The organism is Allobosea sp. P4_E12 (assembly GCF_056401655.1).
On sequence record NZ_JBFUIY010000050.1, the window covers coordinates 1 to 17,232 of the forward strand.

15 protein-coding genes and 1 pseudogene are annotated in these 17,232 nt (G+C 66.2%); 9 read left to right on the forward strand and 7 right to left on the reverse strand.

What is annotated here, in order from left to right; translation table 11 throughout:
• Positions 1–335: pseudogene (locus tag AC1DW9_RS33140) on the forward strand (outer membrane protein); the annotation flags it as partial.
• Between the two features lie 260 nt (positions 336–595).
• Positions 596–1,228, forward strand: a complete 633-nt coding sequence (locus tag AC1DW9_RS33145) for an HAD-IA family hydrolase (RefSeq protein ID WP_441492301.1) — start codon at positions 596–598, stop codon at positions 1,226–1,228.
• A gap of 176 nt (positions 1,229–1,404) precedes the next feature.
• Here AC1DW9_RS33145 and htpG read toward each other — a convergent pair whose 3' ends face one another.
• From htpG to AC1DW9_RS33160, 3 genes are all read right to left on the reverse strand, one after another.
• A complete protein-coding gene (gene htpG / locus AC1DW9_RS33150) occupies positions 1,405–3,285 on the reverse strand; it encodes a molecular chaperone HtpG (protein ID WP_441508299.1) in 1,881 nt (626 codons plus the stop codon).
• A gap of 201 nt (positions 3,286–3,486) precedes the next feature.
• Complete coding sequence (katG, locus tag AC1DW9_RS33155; protein WP_476855317.1) at positions 3,487–5,664, reverse strand: catalase/peroxidase HPI; 2,178 nt, start codon at positions 5,662–5,664, stop codon at positions 3,487–3,489.
• Between the two features lie 79 nt (positions 5,665–5,743).
• Positions 5,744–5,878 carry a hypothetical protein gene (locus tag AC1DW9_RS33160; RefSeq protein WP_476777217.1) on the reverse strand — a complete coding sequence of 45 codons (135 nt, stop codon included), beginning with the start codon at positions 5,876–5,878 and terminating at the stop codon, positions 5,744–5,746.
• A gap of 91 nt (positions 5,879–5,969) precedes the next feature.
• Here AC1DW9_RS33160 and AC1DW9_RS33165 point away from each other — a divergent pair, with 91 nt between their 5' ends.
• The 7 genes from AC1DW9_RS33165 (at position 5,970) to AC1DW9_RS33195 (ending at position 13,475) form a co-directional block, all read left to right on the forward strand.
• Positions 5,970–6,875 carry a hydrogen peroxide-inducible genes activator gene (locus tag AC1DW9_RS33165; RefSeq protein WP_476777218.1) on the forward strand — a complete coding sequence of 302 codons (906 nt, stop codon included), beginning with the start codon at positions 5,970–5,972 and terminating at the stop codon, positions 6,873–6,875.
• A 143-nt stretch (positions 6,876–7,018) separates the two neighbouring features.
• Positions 7,019–8,026 carry a LacI family DNA-binding transcriptional regulator gene (locus AC1DW9_RS33170; protein ID WP_441508302.1) on the forward strand — a complete coding sequence of 336 codons (1,008 nt, stop codon included), beginning with the start codon at positions 7,019–7,021 and terminating at the stop codon, positions 8,024–8,026.
• A 128-nt stretch (positions 8,027–8,154) separates the two neighbouring features.
• Positions 8,155–9,390, forward strand: a complete 1,236-nt coding sequence (locus AC1DW9_RS33175) for an extracellular solute-binding protein (RefSeq protein ID WP_476777219.1) — start codon at positions 8,155–8,157, stop codon at positions 9,388–9,390.
• A 73-nt stretch (positions 9,391–9,463) separates the two neighbouring features.
• Positions 9,464–10,312, forward strand: coding sequence for a carbohydrate ABC transporter permease (locus tag AC1DW9_RS33180; protein WP_476777220.1), 849 nt, complete (start codon positions 9,464–9,466; stop codon positions 10,310–10,312).
• A complete protein-coding gene (locus AC1DW9_RS33185; protein WP_441508304.1) occupies positions 10,309–11,115 on the forward strand; it encodes a carbohydrate ABC transporter permease in 807 nt (268 codons plus the stop codon). The genes AC1DW9_RS33180 and AC1DW9_RS33185 overlap by 4 nt, the downstream gene beginning before the upstream one ends.
• Positions 11,116–11,126: 11 nt before the next feature.
• A complete protein-coding gene (locus AC1DW9_RS33190; RefSeq protein WP_441508305.1) occupies positions 11,127–12,173 on the forward strand; it encodes an ABC transporter ATP-binding protein in 1,047 nt (348 codons plus the stop codon).
• A gap of 3 nt (positions 12,174–12,176) precedes the next feature.
• On the forward strand, positions 12,177–13,475 hold the full coding sequence (locus AC1DW9_RS33195) for an MGH1-like glycoside hydrolase domain-containing protein (RefSeq protein ID WP_476777221.1): 1,299 nt from the start codon (positions 12,177–12,179) through the stop codon (positions 13,473–13,475).
• Between the two features lie 125 nt (positions 13,476–13,600).
• Here AC1DW9_RS33195 and minE read toward each other — a convergent pair whose 3' ends face one another.
• The 4 genes from minE to AC1DW9_RS33215 all read right to left on the reverse strand — a co-directional run bounded on the left by minE (position 13,601) and on the right by AC1DW9_RS33215 (position 17,144).
• Entirely contained in the window at positions 13,601–13,876 is a 276-nt protein-coding gene (minE, locus tag AC1DW9_RS33200) for a cell division topological specificity factor MinE (protein WP_441492312.1), read from the reverse strand.
• Positions 13,873–14,688, reverse strand: a complete 816-nt coding sequence (gene minD / locus AC1DW9_RS33205) for a septum site-determining protein MinD (protein WP_113516688.1) — start codon at positions 14,686–14,688, stop codon at positions 13,873–13,875. Before minD ends, minE begins: the two co-directional genes overlap by 4 nt.
• A gap of 35 nt (positions 14,689–14,723) precedes the next feature.
• Positions 14,724–15,464 (reverse strand): septum site-determining protein MinC, encoded by a 741-nt coding sequence (gene minC / locus AC1DW9_RS33210; protein WP_441508308.1) that lies wholly within the window; start codon positions 15,462–15,464, stop codon positions 14,724–14,726.
• A 657-nt stretch (positions 15,465–16,121) separates the two neighbouring features.
• Positions 16,122–17,144, reverse strand: a complete 1,023-nt coding sequence (locus tag AC1DW9_RS33215) for an amino acid ABC transporter substrate-binding protein (RefSeq protein WP_476777222.1) — start codon at positions 17,142–17,144, stop codon at positions 16,122–16,124.
• Positions 17,145–17,232: the final 88 nt, after the last annotated feature.

Here is a 17,232-nt window from a genome sequence, read left to right on the forward strand (position 1 = left end):
GCCCCTGGGTCGTCGGCGTCCTCGTCAACAATGTCTGGTCCTTCGCGGGCAAGAGCAACCGCAGCGCGGTCAACGCGATGACGCTGCAGCCCTTCGTGAACTACAATTTCCACGGCGGCTGGTACCTGACCTCGTCCCCGATCATCACCGCCGACTGGGAGGCCGGCCATGGCGACCGCTGGACGGTGCCGGTCGGCGGCGGCTTCGGACGGGTGTTCAAGATCGGCCATCAGCCGGTCAACGCGCAGCTCGCAGCCTATTACAACGTCGCAAAGCCCAGCGGCGGCGCCGACTGGCAGCTCAGGGCCCAGCTCCAGTTCCTGTTCCCGAAATAGCCCGGCGCCAGAAAGCCACGTCTCGCCTCCCGCCGCCGCCGGTTCGCGGCGGAGAAGTGAGTTCGCTCCGCTCTGCCGCGGGGCTCCGGATCGGACCCGCAACAGCGATGGGCCATGCACAGAACCCGGACATTGCGATAATGCCTCTGTCATCCACGACCACGAAGCGATACCGGACAAGCGGCGTCTCATTCGAATGAATGTCCTCCGCCGCCGCAGTTCGGGTTATCCCCGCAAACCTCTCACACTCCACTCCGGCCATGCCTCGCTACGCGCTCGCCATCTTCGATTTCGACGGAACGCTGGCCGATAGCTTTCCATGGTTCTGTTCGGTGCTGAACGAGACCGCCCGGCGATTTGGCTTTCGCGAGGTCCTGGAGCAGGAGAGGGACGATCTGCGTGCGCTTGGTAGCCGCGAGATTGTGGCCCATCTCGGTGTTCCCCTGTGGAAGATCCCCGCGATCGCCGCGCATATGCGCCAACTCAATGCGCAGAGCCAGGGCGAGGTTCGCCTCTTCGACGGTGTCGAACAGGCGCTCGCAAACCTCGCCCGTCACGGCATCAGGATCGCCGTCGTCAGCTCCAATGCGGAGGAGACGATCCGGCGAACACTGGGCCGGGCTGCGGAGCATGTCAGCGCCTTCGACTGCGGCGCCTCGCTCTGGGGAAAGAGCGCCAAGTTCAAGGCTGTTGCGAAGCGGCTGGGCGTCCCGCGGGAGCGCGCAATTGCGATCGGCGATGAGCTTCGCGACATCGAGGCCGCCCGCAAGGCCGGAATGGCCTGCGGGGCGGTGACCTTCGGCTACAACGCCCCTGCCGCCTTGCTCGCCCAATGGCCGGATCTGGTGTTCACGGATTTCGCCGATCTGCAGGCGCAGCTCACCAGCGCCTGAGGCTCATGCCTCCCGTGAGAGGCAGGTCAATCCAGGCGATTCAAAGTCGCAGAATTCGCTAGCAACGCCTTGGTTTTGCGCCCAAAAATCGCCTGACGCGGAAGCGTCGCCGGCGCCTTTCGCCTGGAGCCGAGAGGGCGTGCGCGCCGAACCGGCACGCACGCTGCATCCGGTTCCTACGAGGCCGCAAGGCCAAGCGCGACCAGCCGGCTCAGGCGCTCGGAGAACGCCTTGGCATCGGTGGGGCGCTCGCCGTCGAGCACGCGGGCTGTATCGAGCAGGAGGTTTGCGACATCGCTGCGCACGGCCTCGTTCTGCACGCCGGCCAGTCCCTGGATCATCGCGTGCCGCGGATTGACCTCGAGGATCGGCTTGCTTGCGCGCTCGATGCGCCCGCCCGCGGTCAAGAGCCGCTCGAACTGGCGATCCGGCCCGTCTTCCGCCGCGACCAGGCAGACCGCGCTGTCGGTCAGCCGGTCGGAGGCCCTGACATCGGCGACCTCACCCGCGAGAACCTCCTTCATCGCCGCGAGCAAGGCCTGCACCGCCTCGCTCGTCTCGGCGGAGGGCGGCGTCGCATCGTCGAGCAGGGGGATCAGGCTGAGATCGGCTGCGCCCTGCGTCACCGACTTGAACGGCTTGCCCTCGAATTCCGGCGCTCCCGAGACCCAGAAGCTGTCAACGGGGTCGCTGAGCAGCAGCACCTCGATGCCGCGCGCCCTAAAACCTTCGAGCTGCGGGGAGTTCGCGATCCGGTCTGCGTCGTCGCCGGCGATATAGTAGATCGCCGTCTGGTTCTCCCTGAGAGCTGCGACATAGTCCTTCAGGCTGCGTCGGCCGTCGCTTGCGGCTGTCGTCTTGAAGCGGGCGAGGCCGAGCAATTGGGCGCGACGCTCGAAATCCTCGTAGATCCCCTCCTTGATGACCGCGCCGAAATTCTCCCAGATCTTGGCGAAGCTATCGCCGTCCTGTTCGGCGAGCTTCGACAACTCGGAGAGGACGCGGCTGGTCACGCCCTTCTTGATCGCGCTCAGCAGCGGGCTGTCCTGGATCATCTCGCGCGAGACGTTCAGCGGCAGATCGGCGGTGTCGACGATGCCGCGCACGAAGCGCAGATAGCGCGGCAGGAACTCCGCCTCGTCGGTGATGAAGACGCGCTTCACATAGAGCTTGATGCGGCCCTTGCGATCGGCGTCGAACAGGTCGAACGGACGCCCGCCCGGCACGAAGAGCAGCGCGGTGTATTCATGGCGGCCCTCGGCCCGGAAATGGACCGTCGTGGCGGGCTCGTCATATTGCGCGGCGACGCTGCGATAGAAATCCGTGTAGTCCTGCGCGCTGATCTCGTTCTTGGGCTTGGCCCACAGCGCCGCGCCGTCGGCCAGCGTGGTTGCCTCCGCGCCCGGCTTCTCGATCAGCGAGATCGGCACCGGCACATGGCCGGATTGTTCCCTGACGATGCGCTCCAGCGTCCAGCGCTCCGCATAGGATTTGGCATCCTCCATCAGATGCAGCGTCACGCGCGTACCGCGCAGAGGGGCATCATCCAGCCCAACGGGGGCGACGGTGAACTCGCCCTTGCCGTCCGACGACCAGAGCCAGGCCTCGTCGCTGCGGGCGCGGCGGCTGACGACCTCGACCTTGTCGGCGACCATGAAGGCTGAGTAGAAACCGACGCCAAACTGGCCGATGAGCTGTGCGCCTTCCTTGCCCTCGGCGGTCGCGATGCGCTCCATGAAGCCGCGCGTGCCGGAGCGGGCGATGGTGCCGAGCGCCTCGATCATCTCGTTGCGGCTCATGCCGATGCCGTTATCGGCAATGACGAGCGTGCCGGCCTCGGGATCGGCCGCGATCGTGATCGCGAGCTTGAGGTCGTCGCCGAGAAGCTCCGGCCGGGCGATGGCCTCGTAGCGCAGCTTCTCGCTGGCGTCGGCGGCGTTGGAAATCAGCTCCCGCAGGAAGACGTCCCGGTCCGAATAGACCGAGTGCACCATCATATGGAGCAGGCGGGAGACATCGGCTTCGAAGCTTCGGCTTTCGGCGGTCTGGGTTGTCATGGCTGCATGCTGTCTGGCTGGGGAACGCGGCCCATCAGATGGCTGGAATAGCCGGATCTTGCAAGACGGGGCAGGGGCCATCGACGTCAGGGGCGCCGGGCTCTCACTGACCCCTGGCCCGAAGTCGAGCCTGGCTCACGGGCAAGGACAGAGCTTCAGCAGCCGCCCGGGAGCGGCCGCTGAAGGTATTATTCGTCTGGATCAGACCAGATCGAAGCGATCGAGGTTCGTCACCTTGGTCCAGGCCGCAACGAAGTCCTTCACGAACTTCGCCTGCGCGTCCGAGCTGGCATAGACCTCCGCCAGCGCACGCAGCACCGAGTTCGACCCGAACACGAGATCGACGCGGGTGCCGGTCCATTTCGGCGCGCCGCTCTTGCGGTCGGTGCCCTCGAACACGTCCTTGGAGTCAGGCTTCGCCTTCCACTGCGTGCCCATGTCCAGCAGGTTGACGAAGAAGTCGKTCGTCAGCRYGCCSGGACGGTCGGTSAGGACGCCGTGGCTCGTGCCATCGACATTGATGTTGATCGCGCGCAGTCCACCGACCAGCACGGTCATCTCGGGTGCGGTCAGCGTCAGCAGCTGCGCCTTGTCGATCAGGGCCACCTCGGCCGGCACCTTGAGCGCCGCCTTCTGGTAGTTGCGGAAGCCGTCCGCCTGCGGCTCCATGACGTTGAAGGCATGGATGTCCGTCTGCCCCTGCGAGGCATCGGTGCGGCCCGGAGCGAACGGGACGGTGACATTCTGGCCGGCAGCCTTCGCCGCCTGCTCGACGCCGGCATTGCCCGCCAGCACGATCAGGTCGGCCAGCGAGACCTCCTTGCCGCCGGTCGCGGCCAGGTTGAACTCCGACTGGATGCCCTTGAGGACCTTGAGCACATTGGCGAGCTGCAGGGGCTGGTTGACCTCCCAGTCCTTCTGCGGCGCGAGGCGAACGCGCGCGCCGTTGGCGCCGCCGCGCTTGTCGCCGCCGCGGAAGGTGGAGGCCGAGGCCCAGGCGGTGCCGACGAGCTCGGAGACGCTCAGGCCCGAGGCCAGGACCTTGGCCTTCAGCGCAGCCGCATCCTCGTCATTGATCAGGGGATGCTCGACGGCCGGCACCGGATCCTGCCAGGTCAGCTCTTCCCGGGGCACTTCCGGTCCGAGATAGCGCGAACGCGGGCCGAGATCGCGATGGGTCAGCTTGAACCAGGCCCGGGCGAAGGCCTCCGCGAAGGCCTGCGGATTCTGCAGGAAGCGGCGCGATATCTTCTCGTAAGCGGGGTCCACGCGCAGCGACAGGTCGGTCGTCAGCATGGTCGGTTTGCGCTTCTTCGACGGATCATGGGCGTCGGGGATGACGTCCTCCGCGTCCTTCGCCTCCCATTGGATGGCGCCGCCGGGGCTGCGGGTCTGCACCCATTCGTATTTGAACAGGTTCTCGAAGAAGTGGTTGCTCCACTGCGCCGGCGTCTGCGTCCAGGTGACCTCGATGCCGCTGCCGACGGCATCCGCGCCAAAGCCGCTGCCATAATTGCTGGCCCAGCCCAGGCCCTGCGCCTCGAGGCCTGCGCCTTCGGGTTCCGGTCCCTTGTGGGATTCGGGCGCTGCGCCATGGGTCTTGCCGAAGGTATGGCCGCCGCCGATCAGCGCGACGGTCTCCTCGTCGTTCATCGCCATGCGGGCGAAGGTCTCACGGATGAAATGGGCCGCCGAGAGCGGGTCGCCATTGGCGCCGGGGCCTTCCGGGTTGACGTAGATCAGGCCCATTTCGGTGGCGCTGAGCGGAGCGTCGAACGCATCGAGCGGGCGATGCGTCAGCCAGGCGGTCTCGGCACCCCAGTTGACGTCGAGATCCGGCTCCCAGGTATCGGCGCGGCCGGCGGCGAAGCCGAAGGTGCGGAAGCCCATGGTCTCCAGCGCGACATTGCCGGTGAGGATCATCAGGTCGGCCCAGGAGATCCGCTGGCCGTATTTCTGCTTGATCGGCCAGAGCAGGCGGCGCGACTTGTCGATATTGACGTTGTCCGGCCAGCTGTTGAGCGGGGCGAAGCGCTGCTGGCCGCGGCCACCGCCGCCACGGCCGTCACTCAGGCGATAGGTGCCGGCGGCGTGCCAGGACATGCGGACGAATTGCGGGCCGTAATGGCCGAAATCGGCCGGCCACCAGTCCTGCGAGTCGGTCATCAGCTTGCGCAGATCGTTCTTCAGCTCTTCATAGTCGAGCTTGCTGAATTCCTGCCGGTAATCGAAGGCCTGGTCCAGCGGATCGGACTTGGACGAGTGCTGGTTCAGCAGGTCGACGCGCAGTTGGTTGGGCCACCAGTCGCGGCTCTGGGTGCCGCTGGTCCCGTGAGCGACCGGGCATTTCCCGGCTCCCCCCTCAGTCTTCGCATTCATGATTCTCTCCAATTCACGTTACGCTGATTGCGCGTTTCTCGATCACAGGCGGGTCGGTGCCGGGGCAGGCGATCCGCTTTCATGGCCTGCCTGGCAGGCCTGCCAGCCGGGCGGCTGGAAACAGGGACATCGACGGGTGCCGGCGGCTGGACTCGGCCAGGTCGGCCACGAGCGGAACGCCACCGGTCTTGATCATGCGGGGCGGTCTCGGCATTGCCTGCTCCTCATCGTCGCAAGGAGCCTCTTAGCAAAAGGGTTTCATTATATTAATTCCGATTTTCTGATTGCGTCGATAAGCTAAGATTATGACGAACCTGACACTGAAACAGCTGCGTTATTTCGAGGCGCTGGCCCGCCAGCGCCACTTCGGACGCGCGGCGGAGAGTTGCGCCATCTCCCAGCCGGCCCTGTCGATGCAGATCAAGGCCTTTGAGGAGGAACTCGGCGCCAAACTCTTCGAAAGGGACCGGCGCCAGGTCCGGCTGACGAGTTTCGGCGAAGAGATCGCGCTGCGCACCAAGGACATCCTGCGCTCGGTCGACGAGCTGGAGGACTATGCGCGCAGCTCGCGCGGCGGGCTCGTCGCCAGGCTGCGCATCGGTGTGATTCCCACGGTCGCGCCCTATCTGCTGCCCGGCCTGATCGCCGACCTGACCGGCCTCCATGACGGGCTGGACCTCCATGTCCGCGAGACGCTGACGCCGAAACTCGTGCAGGAGCTGAATGAAGGCCGGCTCGACATGGCGGTCGTGGCGCTGCCGGTTTCCGAGCCTTCGCTGACCGAGGCCGCGCTCTTCACGGAAAGCTTCGTCCTCGTCCGGTCACGCGAGGACGAGGGGAAGCCAGCCCCCAATCGCGAGGATCTCCACGAAATGCGGTTGCTGTTGCTGGAGGAGGGGCATTGCTTTCGCGAGCAGGCCCTCTCGTTCTGCAACAAGAACCCGCGCACCATGCACCCGCGCGACCTGCTGGATGCAAGCTCGCTCTCGACCCTGGTGCAGATGGTCGATGCCGGCATGGGCGTGACCCTGATTCCGGAGATGGCAGTCGCGGTCGAGACACGCTCGGCCTCGGTCTGCGTCACGCGCTTCAAGGACCCCCAGCCATCGCGCACGATCGGCATGGTCTGGCGCAAGACGAGCCCGCTCGCCAAGCAGTTTGCACAGATTGCCGAGGCCGTGCGCCTCTCGGCCGCAGCCCGCCGGGCCTAGGCGCGAGCAACCTCAAGCCCGAAAGCGCGCCGCGCCGTCGCCGCAAGGCGTGACGCATGCCAAACTTGAATCGACTTCCCAAAACGTTTTGGATCGGGTTATCCTGAACGTGAGGCGCCGATCGTCCAACCATTGAGATGCCGATGAGCTCGTTGCGCGCGCTGGCGCAAACGCTGGGATTGTCGATCACCACCGTCTCGCGGGCGCTCGACGGCTATGACGATGTTGCGCTCGCCACGCGAGACCGCGTGCGGGCAGCGGCGGAGGCGGCCGGTTACCGGCCCAATTCCGCAGCCCGGCGGTTGCGTCGCGGGCTGACCGAGATCGTCACGATGGTGCTTCCGGCCGGGCCGGGCCATTTCAACGAGCCGCTCTATCTAGAGCTGCTGGGCTCGATCGGCGAACGGCTGGCGGAGCAGGGCTATGATCTGACCTTGATCGCCGCGCTGCCCGGCCCCGACGAGCTCAAGACCTATCGCCGCCTTGTCGACGGCCGCCGCACCGACGCCATCATCGTCGTCCGCACCCGCCGCGAGGATGCTCGCCTGCGCTACCTCACAGATGCCGGCTTTCCCTTCGTCGCGATGGGGCGTAGCGATTTTCCAGAGCCCTATGCCTTTGTCGACGGGGATGGCGAGGCCGCGTTCCACGATGCCGTGCTGCGCCTGGCCGCCCTCGGCCACCGCCGGATCGGCCATCTTGCGGCGCCCTCGGCCTTCACCTTCGCGCATCTGCGCCGGAGCGGCTTCGCGCTGGCCCTTCGCCAGGCTGGCATTTTCGGCGCGATCATCGAGGGCAGCGCCGACGAGGCCGGCGGCTATCGTGCGGCGGGGCTGCTTCTGGCGCAGCCGGCGCAGCCCACCGCGCTGCTCTGCGCGACCGACAGCATGGCGCTGGGCGCGATGCGCGCCATCCGCGAGCGCGGTCTCGTCGTCGGGCGCGACATCGCGATCATCGGCCATGACAACATTCCCGCCTCCGCCTTCTCGGACCCCGCGCTCGCGACGATGGAGCTGCCGATCGCCGCGACCGGCCGCCGCCTCGCGGAGATGGCGCTGGCGCGCATCGGCGGAGCCGATCCCCGCGACCTGACCGAGATCAATTCGGTCGAGTTCATTGCACGCGCCTCGCTGGGGGAGGCGCGTCGCTGATCCGATCACGGAAACGGCCAGGCGCTCGCAACCGGCCCTTTTCCCCCGCAAACCAGAACAAGCGAGGCAGGGAGGACGATAGGAAGACGCTCAACCATCTGGCATGCGCCGCCGTCGCGGCGGGGGCCATGCTTGTTGCACCCGTTGCGAAGGCGCAGGACCTCGTCTTCCTCTCGACGCAGCTGCGCCCGATCGACGAGGCGCAGAAGGTGCGCGAGGTCCTGCTCAAGGGCGCGCCGAAAACCACCTATGTGGTCGAGGAGCCGCCGCAATTTGCCGTGCGCATGAAAGCGGAACAGGCCGCAGGCAAGCGCACGATCAGCCTGATGGGCGCACTGCATGGCGAATTGCAGCCGCTCGTGCCGGCAGGCTCGCTCGACGCGGTCGACGATATCGCGGCGAAACTCGGCGCGAGCGGCATTCCAGCCGGACTGATGGAACTCGGCAAGCTCGGCACGCCCAATCAGCAATACATCCCCTGGATGCAGGCGACCTATGTCCTCGTCATCAAGAAGGCGGCGCTGCCCTTCCTGCCGGCTGGCGCCGATGTCAACGCGCTGACCTATGAGCAGCTCGCCGCCTGGGGCAAGGCGATCCAGGAGAAGACCGGCCAGCGCCGCATCGGCTTCCCGGCCGGGCCGAAGGGCCTGTTCGCCCGCTTCGTGCAGGGCAATCTCGTGCCCTCCTATACCGGCTCGATGGTGACCGAGTTCCGCTCGGCCGCGGCCGAGAAGGGCTGGGCCGATTTCAAGGCGCTCTGGGCGACGGTGAACCCCAACGCCAACAACTATAATTTCATGCAGGAGCCGCTGATGGCCGGCGAGATCTGGATCGCCTGGGACCATATCGCCCGCGTCAAGGACGCCCTGACTGCCGAGCCTGACCAGTATCTCGTCGTGGCGCCTCCAGCCGGCGCCAAGGGGCGCGCCTATATGCCCGTCATTGCCGGGCTCTCCATCGCCAAGGATGCGCCGAACCGGGCCCAGGCCGCAGCCGTGATCGAGCATCTGTTGAAGCCTGCGACACAGCTTGCCGCGGCGCAGGAGGTCGGCTTCTTCCCGGTCGTGGATGCGCCCCTGCCGCCCGACTTGCCGGCCGGCGTCAAGCTGCTCGCCGACGGCGTGGCGAAGACGCAGGGCGCGAAGGACGCGATCGTCGCCCTCCTGCCGATCGGCCTCGGCGACAAGGGCGGCGAGTTCAACAAGGTCTATTTCGACACGTTCCAGCGCATCGTGCTGCGCAACGAGCCGATCCGCGCGGTTCTCGACGCCCAGGCCGAGATCCTGCGCAGCCTGATGGTCCAGACCGCTGCGCCCTGCTGGGCGCCCGACAAGCCGAGCCAGGGCGCCTGCCCGGTCACCTGAGCTCAGGACGAGCTGCGCTCCGGTCCCCGACCGAAGCGCAGCCTCCGGGAGCGCCTTGCAGAGGCCTTCGACCATGCTCCAGCCGCGCTGGCTGCCCTATCTGCTGATCGCGCCCTCGGTCGCCTTTCTTGCAGCCTTCTTCCTGGTACCGCTCGGCCAGACCATCCTGCTCTCCTTCGATGGCGGGCAGGGGTTTTCGCTCGCCAACTATGCCCGCATGGCGGGGGACCTCAATTTTCCGACCGCGCTGCGCAACACCTTCGCCCTCGTCGCGGTGGTGATCCCGCTGCAGGTGGCGCTCGCGCTCGTCATGGGGCTGATGCTGCAGAGGATGACGCGCGGGCGCGAGCTCGTGCTCTGGATCTGGACGATCCCGCTCGGCGTCTCGGATCTTGCAGCCGGCCTTGTCTGGCTCGCGATCCTGCAGGATTCCGGCTATCTCAACACACTGCTGTTCCAGATCGGCGTGATCAGCGGCCCGACCGCCTATCTCAACAGCGAGACGCCGGTCGCGCTGTTCTTCGCCGTCGTCCTGGCCGAAATCTGGCGTGCGACCGCGATCGTCCTGATCATTCTCGTCGCCGGCATCCAGCTCATCCCGAAGGAATTCGGCGAGGCCGCCGACATCTTCGGCGCCACCCCCTGGACCAAGTTCCGCAAGATCACCCTGCCGCTGCTGAAGCCCAGCCTGCAATCGGCGCTGATCCTGCGCACGGTCCTGGCCTTCGAGGTCTTTGCGGTGGTCTATGCGCTCGGCGGGCGCAATTTCCCGATCATCGTCGGCGAAGCCTATACCTGGCAGAACGAGAACCAGAATTACGGCGTCGCGGCCGCCTATGCCGTGCTCGTGATGGTGATCTCGCTCGCGGCGACGATCATCTATTTGAAGGCGCTGCGCGTCGATCCGGAGACGCAAGCATGAGCGCGCCCCGCAAATGGCTTTATGTCACGGGCGTGCTGGCGCTCTGCGCCTGGGTGCTGGTGCCGATCTACCTGATCGGGCTCGGCGCCATGGGCGGGCGGCTTGCCGTGTTCAAATGGCCGAAATCCTTCGCCCCCGGCGAGGCCGGCTTCGCGGCGCTCGCCACCTTCCTCAGGATCGAAGGCGTCTGGAACGCGGCCCTGAATTCGCTGATCGCCGCATCGCTGACCATGCTGTTCTCGATCCTGCTCGGCGCACCCGCGGGCTATGCCCTGGCGCGCTTCGCCTTCCGGGGACAGAGCGCCTTTCGCCTGCTGGTGCTGCTGACGCGCGCCTTTCCGCTGGCGATCCTTGCCCTGCCGCTGACCGTCATCTTCATCCGGGTCGGGCTCTACGACACGCCCTTCGGCGTCTCGCTGATCCACACGGCGCTGGCGCTGCCCTTCGCCGCGCTCGTGACTTCGTCGCTCTTCATGGGCATTCCCCGCGAATACGAGGAGGCGGCCTGGGTCTTCGGCTGTACGCGCTGGCAGGCCTTCCGCAAGGTGGTGCTGCCGCTGGCGCTGCCCGGCATCGCAGCTGCGGCGATCTTCGCCTTCGTCATCTCCTGGAACGAGGTTTTTGCCGCCTCGGTTCTGACCGTGCGCGAGCGCACGCTCACCGCCTATCTGCTGACGGTCCTCTCCGAGTCGCCGCTGCATTACCGCTTCGCCGGCGGCTTCATTCTCATCATTCCCTCGGTGCTCTTCATCTTCGCGGTCAGGAAATACCTGTTCGCGATGTGGGGCGTCTCGAGCAAATAGGGAGGAGACCGTTGGCCGGGATCCTGATCGATAAGGTCGCCAAGCAGTTCGGCAATGCGGTTGCCCTGCAGGAGATTTCGCTCACCGTCGAGGATGGCGAATTCGTCGCGCTGCTCGGCCCCTCCGGCTGCGGCAAGACCACGCTGCTGCGCATCATCGCCGGGCTGGAGGTGCAGAGCGCCGGCAAGGTCATGATCGGCGAACGCGACGTCTCCTCTCTGAAGCCGGCCCAGCGCGGCCTTGCCATGGTGTTCCAGAACTATGCCGTCTTCCCGCATATGACGGTGTTCGAGAATGTCGCCTTCGGTCTGCGCATGAAGGGCGCCGACCAGGCGCGTGTCGAGGCGAAGGTGCGCAAGGCGGCCGAGCTGCTGCATATCGAGCAGTATCTGGAGCGCTTTCCGGCCAAGCTCTCGGGCGGACAGCGCCAGCGCGTCGCGGTGGCGCGTGCGCTCGCGGTCGAGCCGGCCGTGCTCCTGATGGACGAGCCGCTCTCCAATCTCGACGCGCTGCTCAGGCTGGAGATGCGGGCGGAGCTGCGCAGCGTCCTGCGCGAGGCCGGAACGACCACGATCTACGTCACGCATGACCAGACCGAGGCCATGGGCCTGGCCGATCGGATCGCGGTGATGCATGGCGGCCATATCGTGCAGATCGGCACGCCGACCGAGGTCTATTCGCGGCCCGCGACCCGCTTCGTCGGTGGCTTCGTCGGCTCGCCGCCGATGAATTTCGTCAACACGGTCGCGACCTCCGGCCAGGCCCGGCTCGGCGGGCTGACATTGGCATCGCCGGCCGACGGGCCGATCGTCCTCGGCTTCCGCGGCGAGGATGCGAAGCTGACCGAGACCGCCGGCGGCGTGCCCTTCACCGTGCGGGTCGCGGAGCCGATGGGTTCGCATCTCCTGCTCACCGGCAGGATCGGCGATGATCTTGCCCGTGTCGTCGCGCCGCCTGCTGCCCGGATCGCAGCGGGCGAAACGCTCGGCCTGGCGCTCGACCCTACCCGCATTGTCTGGATCGACCCGGAAACGGGCCGCACTCATCCCGGAGCCTGAGCCATGCTGTCGACCACACCTCCTTCGGACCGCGATGAGGCCGCGCGCGCCGTGCTGCGCCGCAATGACCGTGGCGGGTTCACCGTCCCCAATGGCCGCGTCTACCCGTTCCAGTGGAACTGGGATTCGGCCTTCGTCGCGCTCGGCTTCGCCACCTTCGATCTCGACCGCGCCTGGCGCGAGCTGGAAACCCTGTTCGAGGGTCAGTGGGACGATGGCATGGTGCCGCATATCGTGTTCCGCGCCCCGGCAGACGGCTACTATCCCGGCCCCGAGGCCTGGGGCATCCAGCGCCAGCCGCTGACGTCGGGAATCTCGCAACCCCCCGTCGCGGCGACTGCGGCGCGGGTGCTGCACGGGCTGTCCGGCCGCGATGCCTCGCGGATCCGGGCTCTCGTCCCCAAACTCTTCGCCTCGCATCGCTGGTGGCACGAGACCCGCGACCCGGACGGCACCGGGCTCGTCACCATGGTCCACCCCTGGGAATCGGGGCGGGACAATTCGCCGGACTGGGACGAGCCGCTCGCCAATGTCGTGCCGCAGGTCGATGTCGCGCATCTGCGCAAGGATCTCGGCCATGTCGATGCGGCCCACCGCCCGACGCATGATTTCTACAACCGGGTCATGACCCTGGTCGAGGAAGCCAAGACCCTGCGCTGGGACGGGGTGGCCGTCGCGCGCGGGCTCTCCTTCCGGGTCTGCGATCTCGGCATCCAGTCGATCCTGCTGCGCGCCGATCGCGATCTTCTGAAGCTGGCGGAAGAGCTGGGCCTCACCACCGAGGCGGCTGCCCTGCAAGGCTGGATCGCACGCAGCGAGACGGCGATGTCGCGGCTCAAGGGGCCCGACGGGTTGTATCGGTCGCTCGACCTGCGCAGCGGGCGTCTGAGCGAGGCCGTCACCTGCGCCGCCTATCTCCCGCTCTACGCGCGCATGGCGAGCCAGGAGGATGCGCTCGCGCTCAAGCGCCATCTCGCGGCAAGCCGGGCCGCAGCCGGCTTCTCCGTCGCCAGCAGCGATCCGCGCGATCGGCGTTTCGATGCGACGCGCTATTGGCGCGGCCCGGTCTGGCTGATGATGAACCGGATGATCGCCGACGGCTTTTCTGCCTATTGCCTGACCGAGGAGGCCGGCCTGCTCCGGCGCGACAGCGGCGATCTCGTCCGGCAGAACGGGTTCTGGGAGTATTTCGACCCGCGCGACGGCACAGGATGCGGCGGCCCGGACTTCTCCTGGACCGCTGCCATGTGGCTCAGCTGGGCCGGATCGCAGGACGATCGTCAGGCCTTGACCGCGCTCTGAGCCGGGCCCGGGCGTGAGCCCTTTCGATGCGTGCAAACGCAAAATGCTGGACTATCTGATCGGATACGAGTTCCGGTCGGATGATCCAGCATGGCTGAGCCCCCAGGGAGGGGGCGGGGCGGCCGTCAGGCCGCTTTCTTCGTCTTCTTCTCTGCGTCGAACGGGATCTCGATATCGACGGCGAGCGTCGAGACCTTGGCGCCGCGCTCCATCTTGACGCTGACCCGGTCGTCATCGATCTGCATATGCTTCGAGATCGCACGCAGGATTTCGTCGCGCAGCTTGGTGACGAGGTCGGAATCCCCGACCGAGGCGCGCTCATGGGCGAGCAGCACCTGCAGGCGCTCGCGGGCGGCGGGGGCCGACGACTGGGAGCGGGTGAAAATACGAAGGAAGTTCATGCCGCTTTCCTTCCGAAAATCTTGCCGAAGAAGCCCTTCTTTTCACCAGGAATAGTTACCGGCAGGTTTTCGCCCTTGAGGCGGCGCGCAGCCTCGAAATAGGCGATCGCCGGCGCGCTGCGGCCATCGGCCAGGGTGACCGGCGAGCCGACATTGGAGGCGCGCAGCACGTCCATGCTTTCGGGGATGATGCCGAGCAGCGGGATCGACAGGATTTCGAGGACGTCGTCGACCTTCAGCATGTCGCCGCGCTCGGCCCGGATCGGGTCGTAGCGGGTCAGCAGCAGGTGTTTCTCCATCCGCTCGCCTTGCTCGGCCTTGAGCGTCTTGGAATCGAGCAGCCCGATGATCCGGTCGGAATCGCGCACCGAGGAGACTTCCGGATTGGTCACCACGATCGCGACATCGGCATGGCGCATGGCGAGCGTCGCGCCGCGCTCGATGCCGGCCGGGCTGTCGCAGATGACCCAGTCGAAGGCCGATTTCAGGGCGGCAATCACCTTCTCGACGCCTTCAGGCGTGAGATTGTCCTTGTCGCGGGTCTGCGAGGCCGGCAGCAGGTAGAGCGACTCCAGCCGCTTGTCGCGGATCAGCGCCTGCGTCAGCTTCGCTTCGCCCTGGATGACGTTGACGATGTCATAGACCACGCGTCGTTCCGCACCCATGACGAGGTCGAGATTGCGCAGCCCGACGTCGAAATCGACGACCACGACCTTGTCGCCATTATGCGCAAGCGCTGCCCCCAATGCGGCGGACGATGTCGTCTTGCCGACGCCGCCCTTGCCCGATGTGACTACGATGACCTTGCCCATTGCACTCTCCCGCTTTCTGTGGATACGCCGTCGTTTCAGGCGAGTGATCCAACTTTGAATGTTTCGCCTTCGAGCCAGATCTGGACGGCCTTGCCGCGCATGTCGGGTCCGAGGTCCTCGGCCGTCTTGTAGAAACCGTCGATCGCGAGAAGCTCCGCCTCGAGCTTGCGGCAGAAGATGCGCGCAGAGGCATTGCCCATCGCCCCGGCGATCGCCCGGCCCCTGAGCGTGCCGTAGACATGGATCGAGCCGCCGGCGACGATCTCGGCGCCCGATGCGACCGAGCCGATGACGGTGACGTCGCCTTCGGTGAAGATCAGCGACTGCCCCGAGCGCACCGGCTCGGTCACGATGATCGACGGCGTCGCCTTGACCGGCTGCGGGGCAGGGGCGGGAGGCTGCACGCCCTCGGCGACCTCGGCCTGCGGCGCCTGTTCGGCGGTCGGGGCTTCGATATCCGAGGCCGCGCGCCCGCCCGACATCGCCGGCGGCAGGTCCGCGCCAAGCAGCGAGGGTGGTGCGCCCTCGATGCCCATGATCCGCACATTGCGCTTGCCGAGCTGGCCGACGAGGTCGCGCAGCTGCGGCCGGTCGATATTCAGGCCCTCGACATCGACCACCACCGGCCGCCGCAGGAAAAATCCGGCAGACAGACCAGCCAATTCGTCGAGCCGCGTCAGCCAATCCTCGAAGGGAAGCTCCGGGGTCAGCGTGAGAGCAAGATAGGAGCGCCCCTTGAGGCGGATCGGCCTAGGTTGAGTTAACACGTCAGTCATCTTGGTAAATTTTCAGTTGCCATGATCTAGGAATGGAATGGTTAACGAGTCGTAAAAATCCGGCCCTTCACCTACCGGAATGCAACCCTCGGAAATGTGCTGAAAGGCAGGAAACGCTTTTTCTGCCAATCGGTTGAATGCGGGGGATGATGTGTGTGGAGAGCTGTGTGGCTCCCGAGGGCCTGCGTGACCGGCGGCCTCGCGCGGGGGCCGTTCCACAGCGCTGCTGGCAGCGGTCCCGCCGCCCGCAGCACACGCGTTTGCGCCTCGGCTACTCGGTCGCTCCTGAGACGCCAGCGCGTTGCAGCGTATTGTCTCAGGTAGCTCCAGTGCTCGCCATGCGGGACGGGGCGGACAGGGACTCGCTGATTCCGTCGATCCGGAGCCGTGAGTCCTGCGCGGACGATTCGATCAGCCAGGGAATCGGTGCAGGTGGGAGGCTGTTCAAGCGAGGAGCTCCGACATCGCCCAGCTATCGCAGCCTGGCCTGTTGCGTCGGCTATGTCGCAGCGCTGGGCCATTGGCGCCCGGCGGGGATGCGCGGCGCCCCGCCGCGAATGATAAAAGCGGCGCCGTAGGAGAGCCCACGACGCCGCTTTCAGAGGCTGTCCGCGACGCAATCCAGGGAGCTTGCGGCGTCCCCTGGAAAGCTCTGGATCAGCGCACGGGCGGTGCAAACTGGATGCCACCCTTGGACCAGAGATTGTTCAACCCGCGCGGCAGGCCGATGCGGCTGCCGGTGCCGAGATTGCGCTCGTAGCTTTCGCCGTAATTGCCGACATGCCGGATGATCCGGGCGATCCAGTCGGACGTCAGGCCGAGCCCCACGCCAAATTTGCCTTCGACCCCGAGCAGTCGGCGGATCTCCGGATTCTCGGATTTCAGCATCTCGGCGAGATTCGCCTGGGTGACACCGAGCTCCTCGGCATTGATCAGCGCAAAGACCGTCCAGCGCACGATGTCGAACCATTCGTCGTCGCCCTGGCGGACATAGGGGCCGATCGGCTCCTTCGAGATCACGTCCGGCAGCAGGACATGCTCGGCCGGGTCCGACATCTTCAGGCGATAGGAGACGAGCTGCGAGATATCAGTTGAGATTGCGTCGCAGCGACCGCTCTCATAGGCCTTCACCGTCTCATCGATGCCCTGGAAGGCGACGACCTCGTATTTCATCTTGTTGACGCGGAAATAGTCCGCGAGATTCAGCTCATTGGTCGTGCCCTGCACAGTGCAGATCGAGGCCCCATCCAGCTCCTTCACCGACTTGATCCCGGCCTTGGCGCGCACCTGGAAGCCCTGGCCGTCATAATAGTTCACGGCGGTGAAGTTCAGGCCCTGGCCGGCGTCGCGGCTCAGCGTCCAGGTCGTGGTGCGCGGCAGCACGTCGATCTCGCCGCTCTGCAACGCGGTCAGGCGGTCCTTGCTGGCCAGCGGAACGAACTTGATCTTCGAAGGGTCGTCGAAGATCGCGGCTGCGAGCGCCCGGCAGATATCAACATCGAGCCCGCTCCAGCTGCCCTGCGCATCGGCCATGCTGAACCCGGCAATGCCGGTGCTCGTGCCGCAGATCAACTGCCCGCGTTGCTTGATGCGGTCGAGCGTGCCCTCGGCATGGGCGGCGGTGCCGGCGAGCAGCAGGCCTGCCAGCGCTGACAGGAGGAGTCTTCCGGAATGGGCCATGGTCACTATCCCTGATGATCGATGGAACTCGCGCATCGGCCCGAAAAGTGGATTGCGGTTTTCGGGGCAAAGCCGATGCAAACACAAA

Bases quoted from the DNA above. Each gene is read 5' to 3' on its own strand.
- minE (WP_441492312.1), bottom strand. From the start codon at position 13,876: ATGAACTTCCTTCGTATTTTCACCCGCTCCCAGTCGTCGGCCCCCGCC.
- AC1DW9_RS33175 (WP_476777219.1), top strand. From the start codon at position 8,155: ATGCTTGTTGCACCCGTTGCGAAGGCGCAGGACCTCGTCTTCCTCTCG.
- minC (WP_441508308.1), bottom strand. From the start codon at position 15,464: ATGACTGACGTGTTAACTCAACCTAGGCCGATCCGCCTCAAGGGGCGC.
- AC1DW9_RS33170 (WP_441508302.1), top strand. From the start codon at position 7,019: ATGAGCTCGTTGCGCGCGCTGGCGCAAACGCTGGGATTGTCGATCACC.
- AC1DW9_RS33180 (WP_476777220.1), top strand. From the start codon at position 9,464: ATGCTCCAGCCGCGCTGGCTGCCCTATCTGCTGATCGCGCCCTCGGTC.
- AC1DW9_RS33185 (WP_441508304.1), top strand. From the start codon at position 10,309: ATGAGCGCGCCCCGCAAATGGCTTTATGTCACGGGCGTGCTGGCGCTC.
- AC1DW9_RS33195 (WP_476777221.1), top strand. From the start codon at position 12,177: ATGCTGTCGACCACACCTCCTTCGGACCGCGATGAGGCCGCGCGCGCC.
- AC1DW9_RS33160 (WP_476777217.1), bottom strand. From the start codon at position 5,878: ATGCCGAGACCGCCCCGCATGATCAAGACCGGTGGCGTTCCGCTCGTG.
- htpG (WP_441508299.1), bottom strand. From the start codon at position 3,285: ATGACAACCCAGACCGCCGAAAGCCGAAGCTTCGAAGCCGATGTCTCC.
- AC1DW9_RS33165 (WP_476777218.1), top strand. From the start codon at position 5,970: ATGACGAACCTGACACTGAAACAGCTGCGTTATTTCGAGGCGCTGGCC.
- AC1DW9_RS33145 (WP_441492301.1), top strand. From the start codon at position 596: ATGCCTCGCTACGCGCTCGCCATCTTCGATTTCGACGGAACGCTGGCC.
- AC1DW9_RS33215 (WP_476777222.1), bottom strand. From the start codon at position 17,144: ATGGCCCATTCCGGAAGACTCCTCCTGTCAGCGCTGGCAGGCCTGCTG.
- minD (WP_113516688.1), bottom strand. From the start codon at position 14,688: ATGGGCAAGGTCATCGTAGTCACATCGGGCAAGGGCGGCGTCGGCAAG.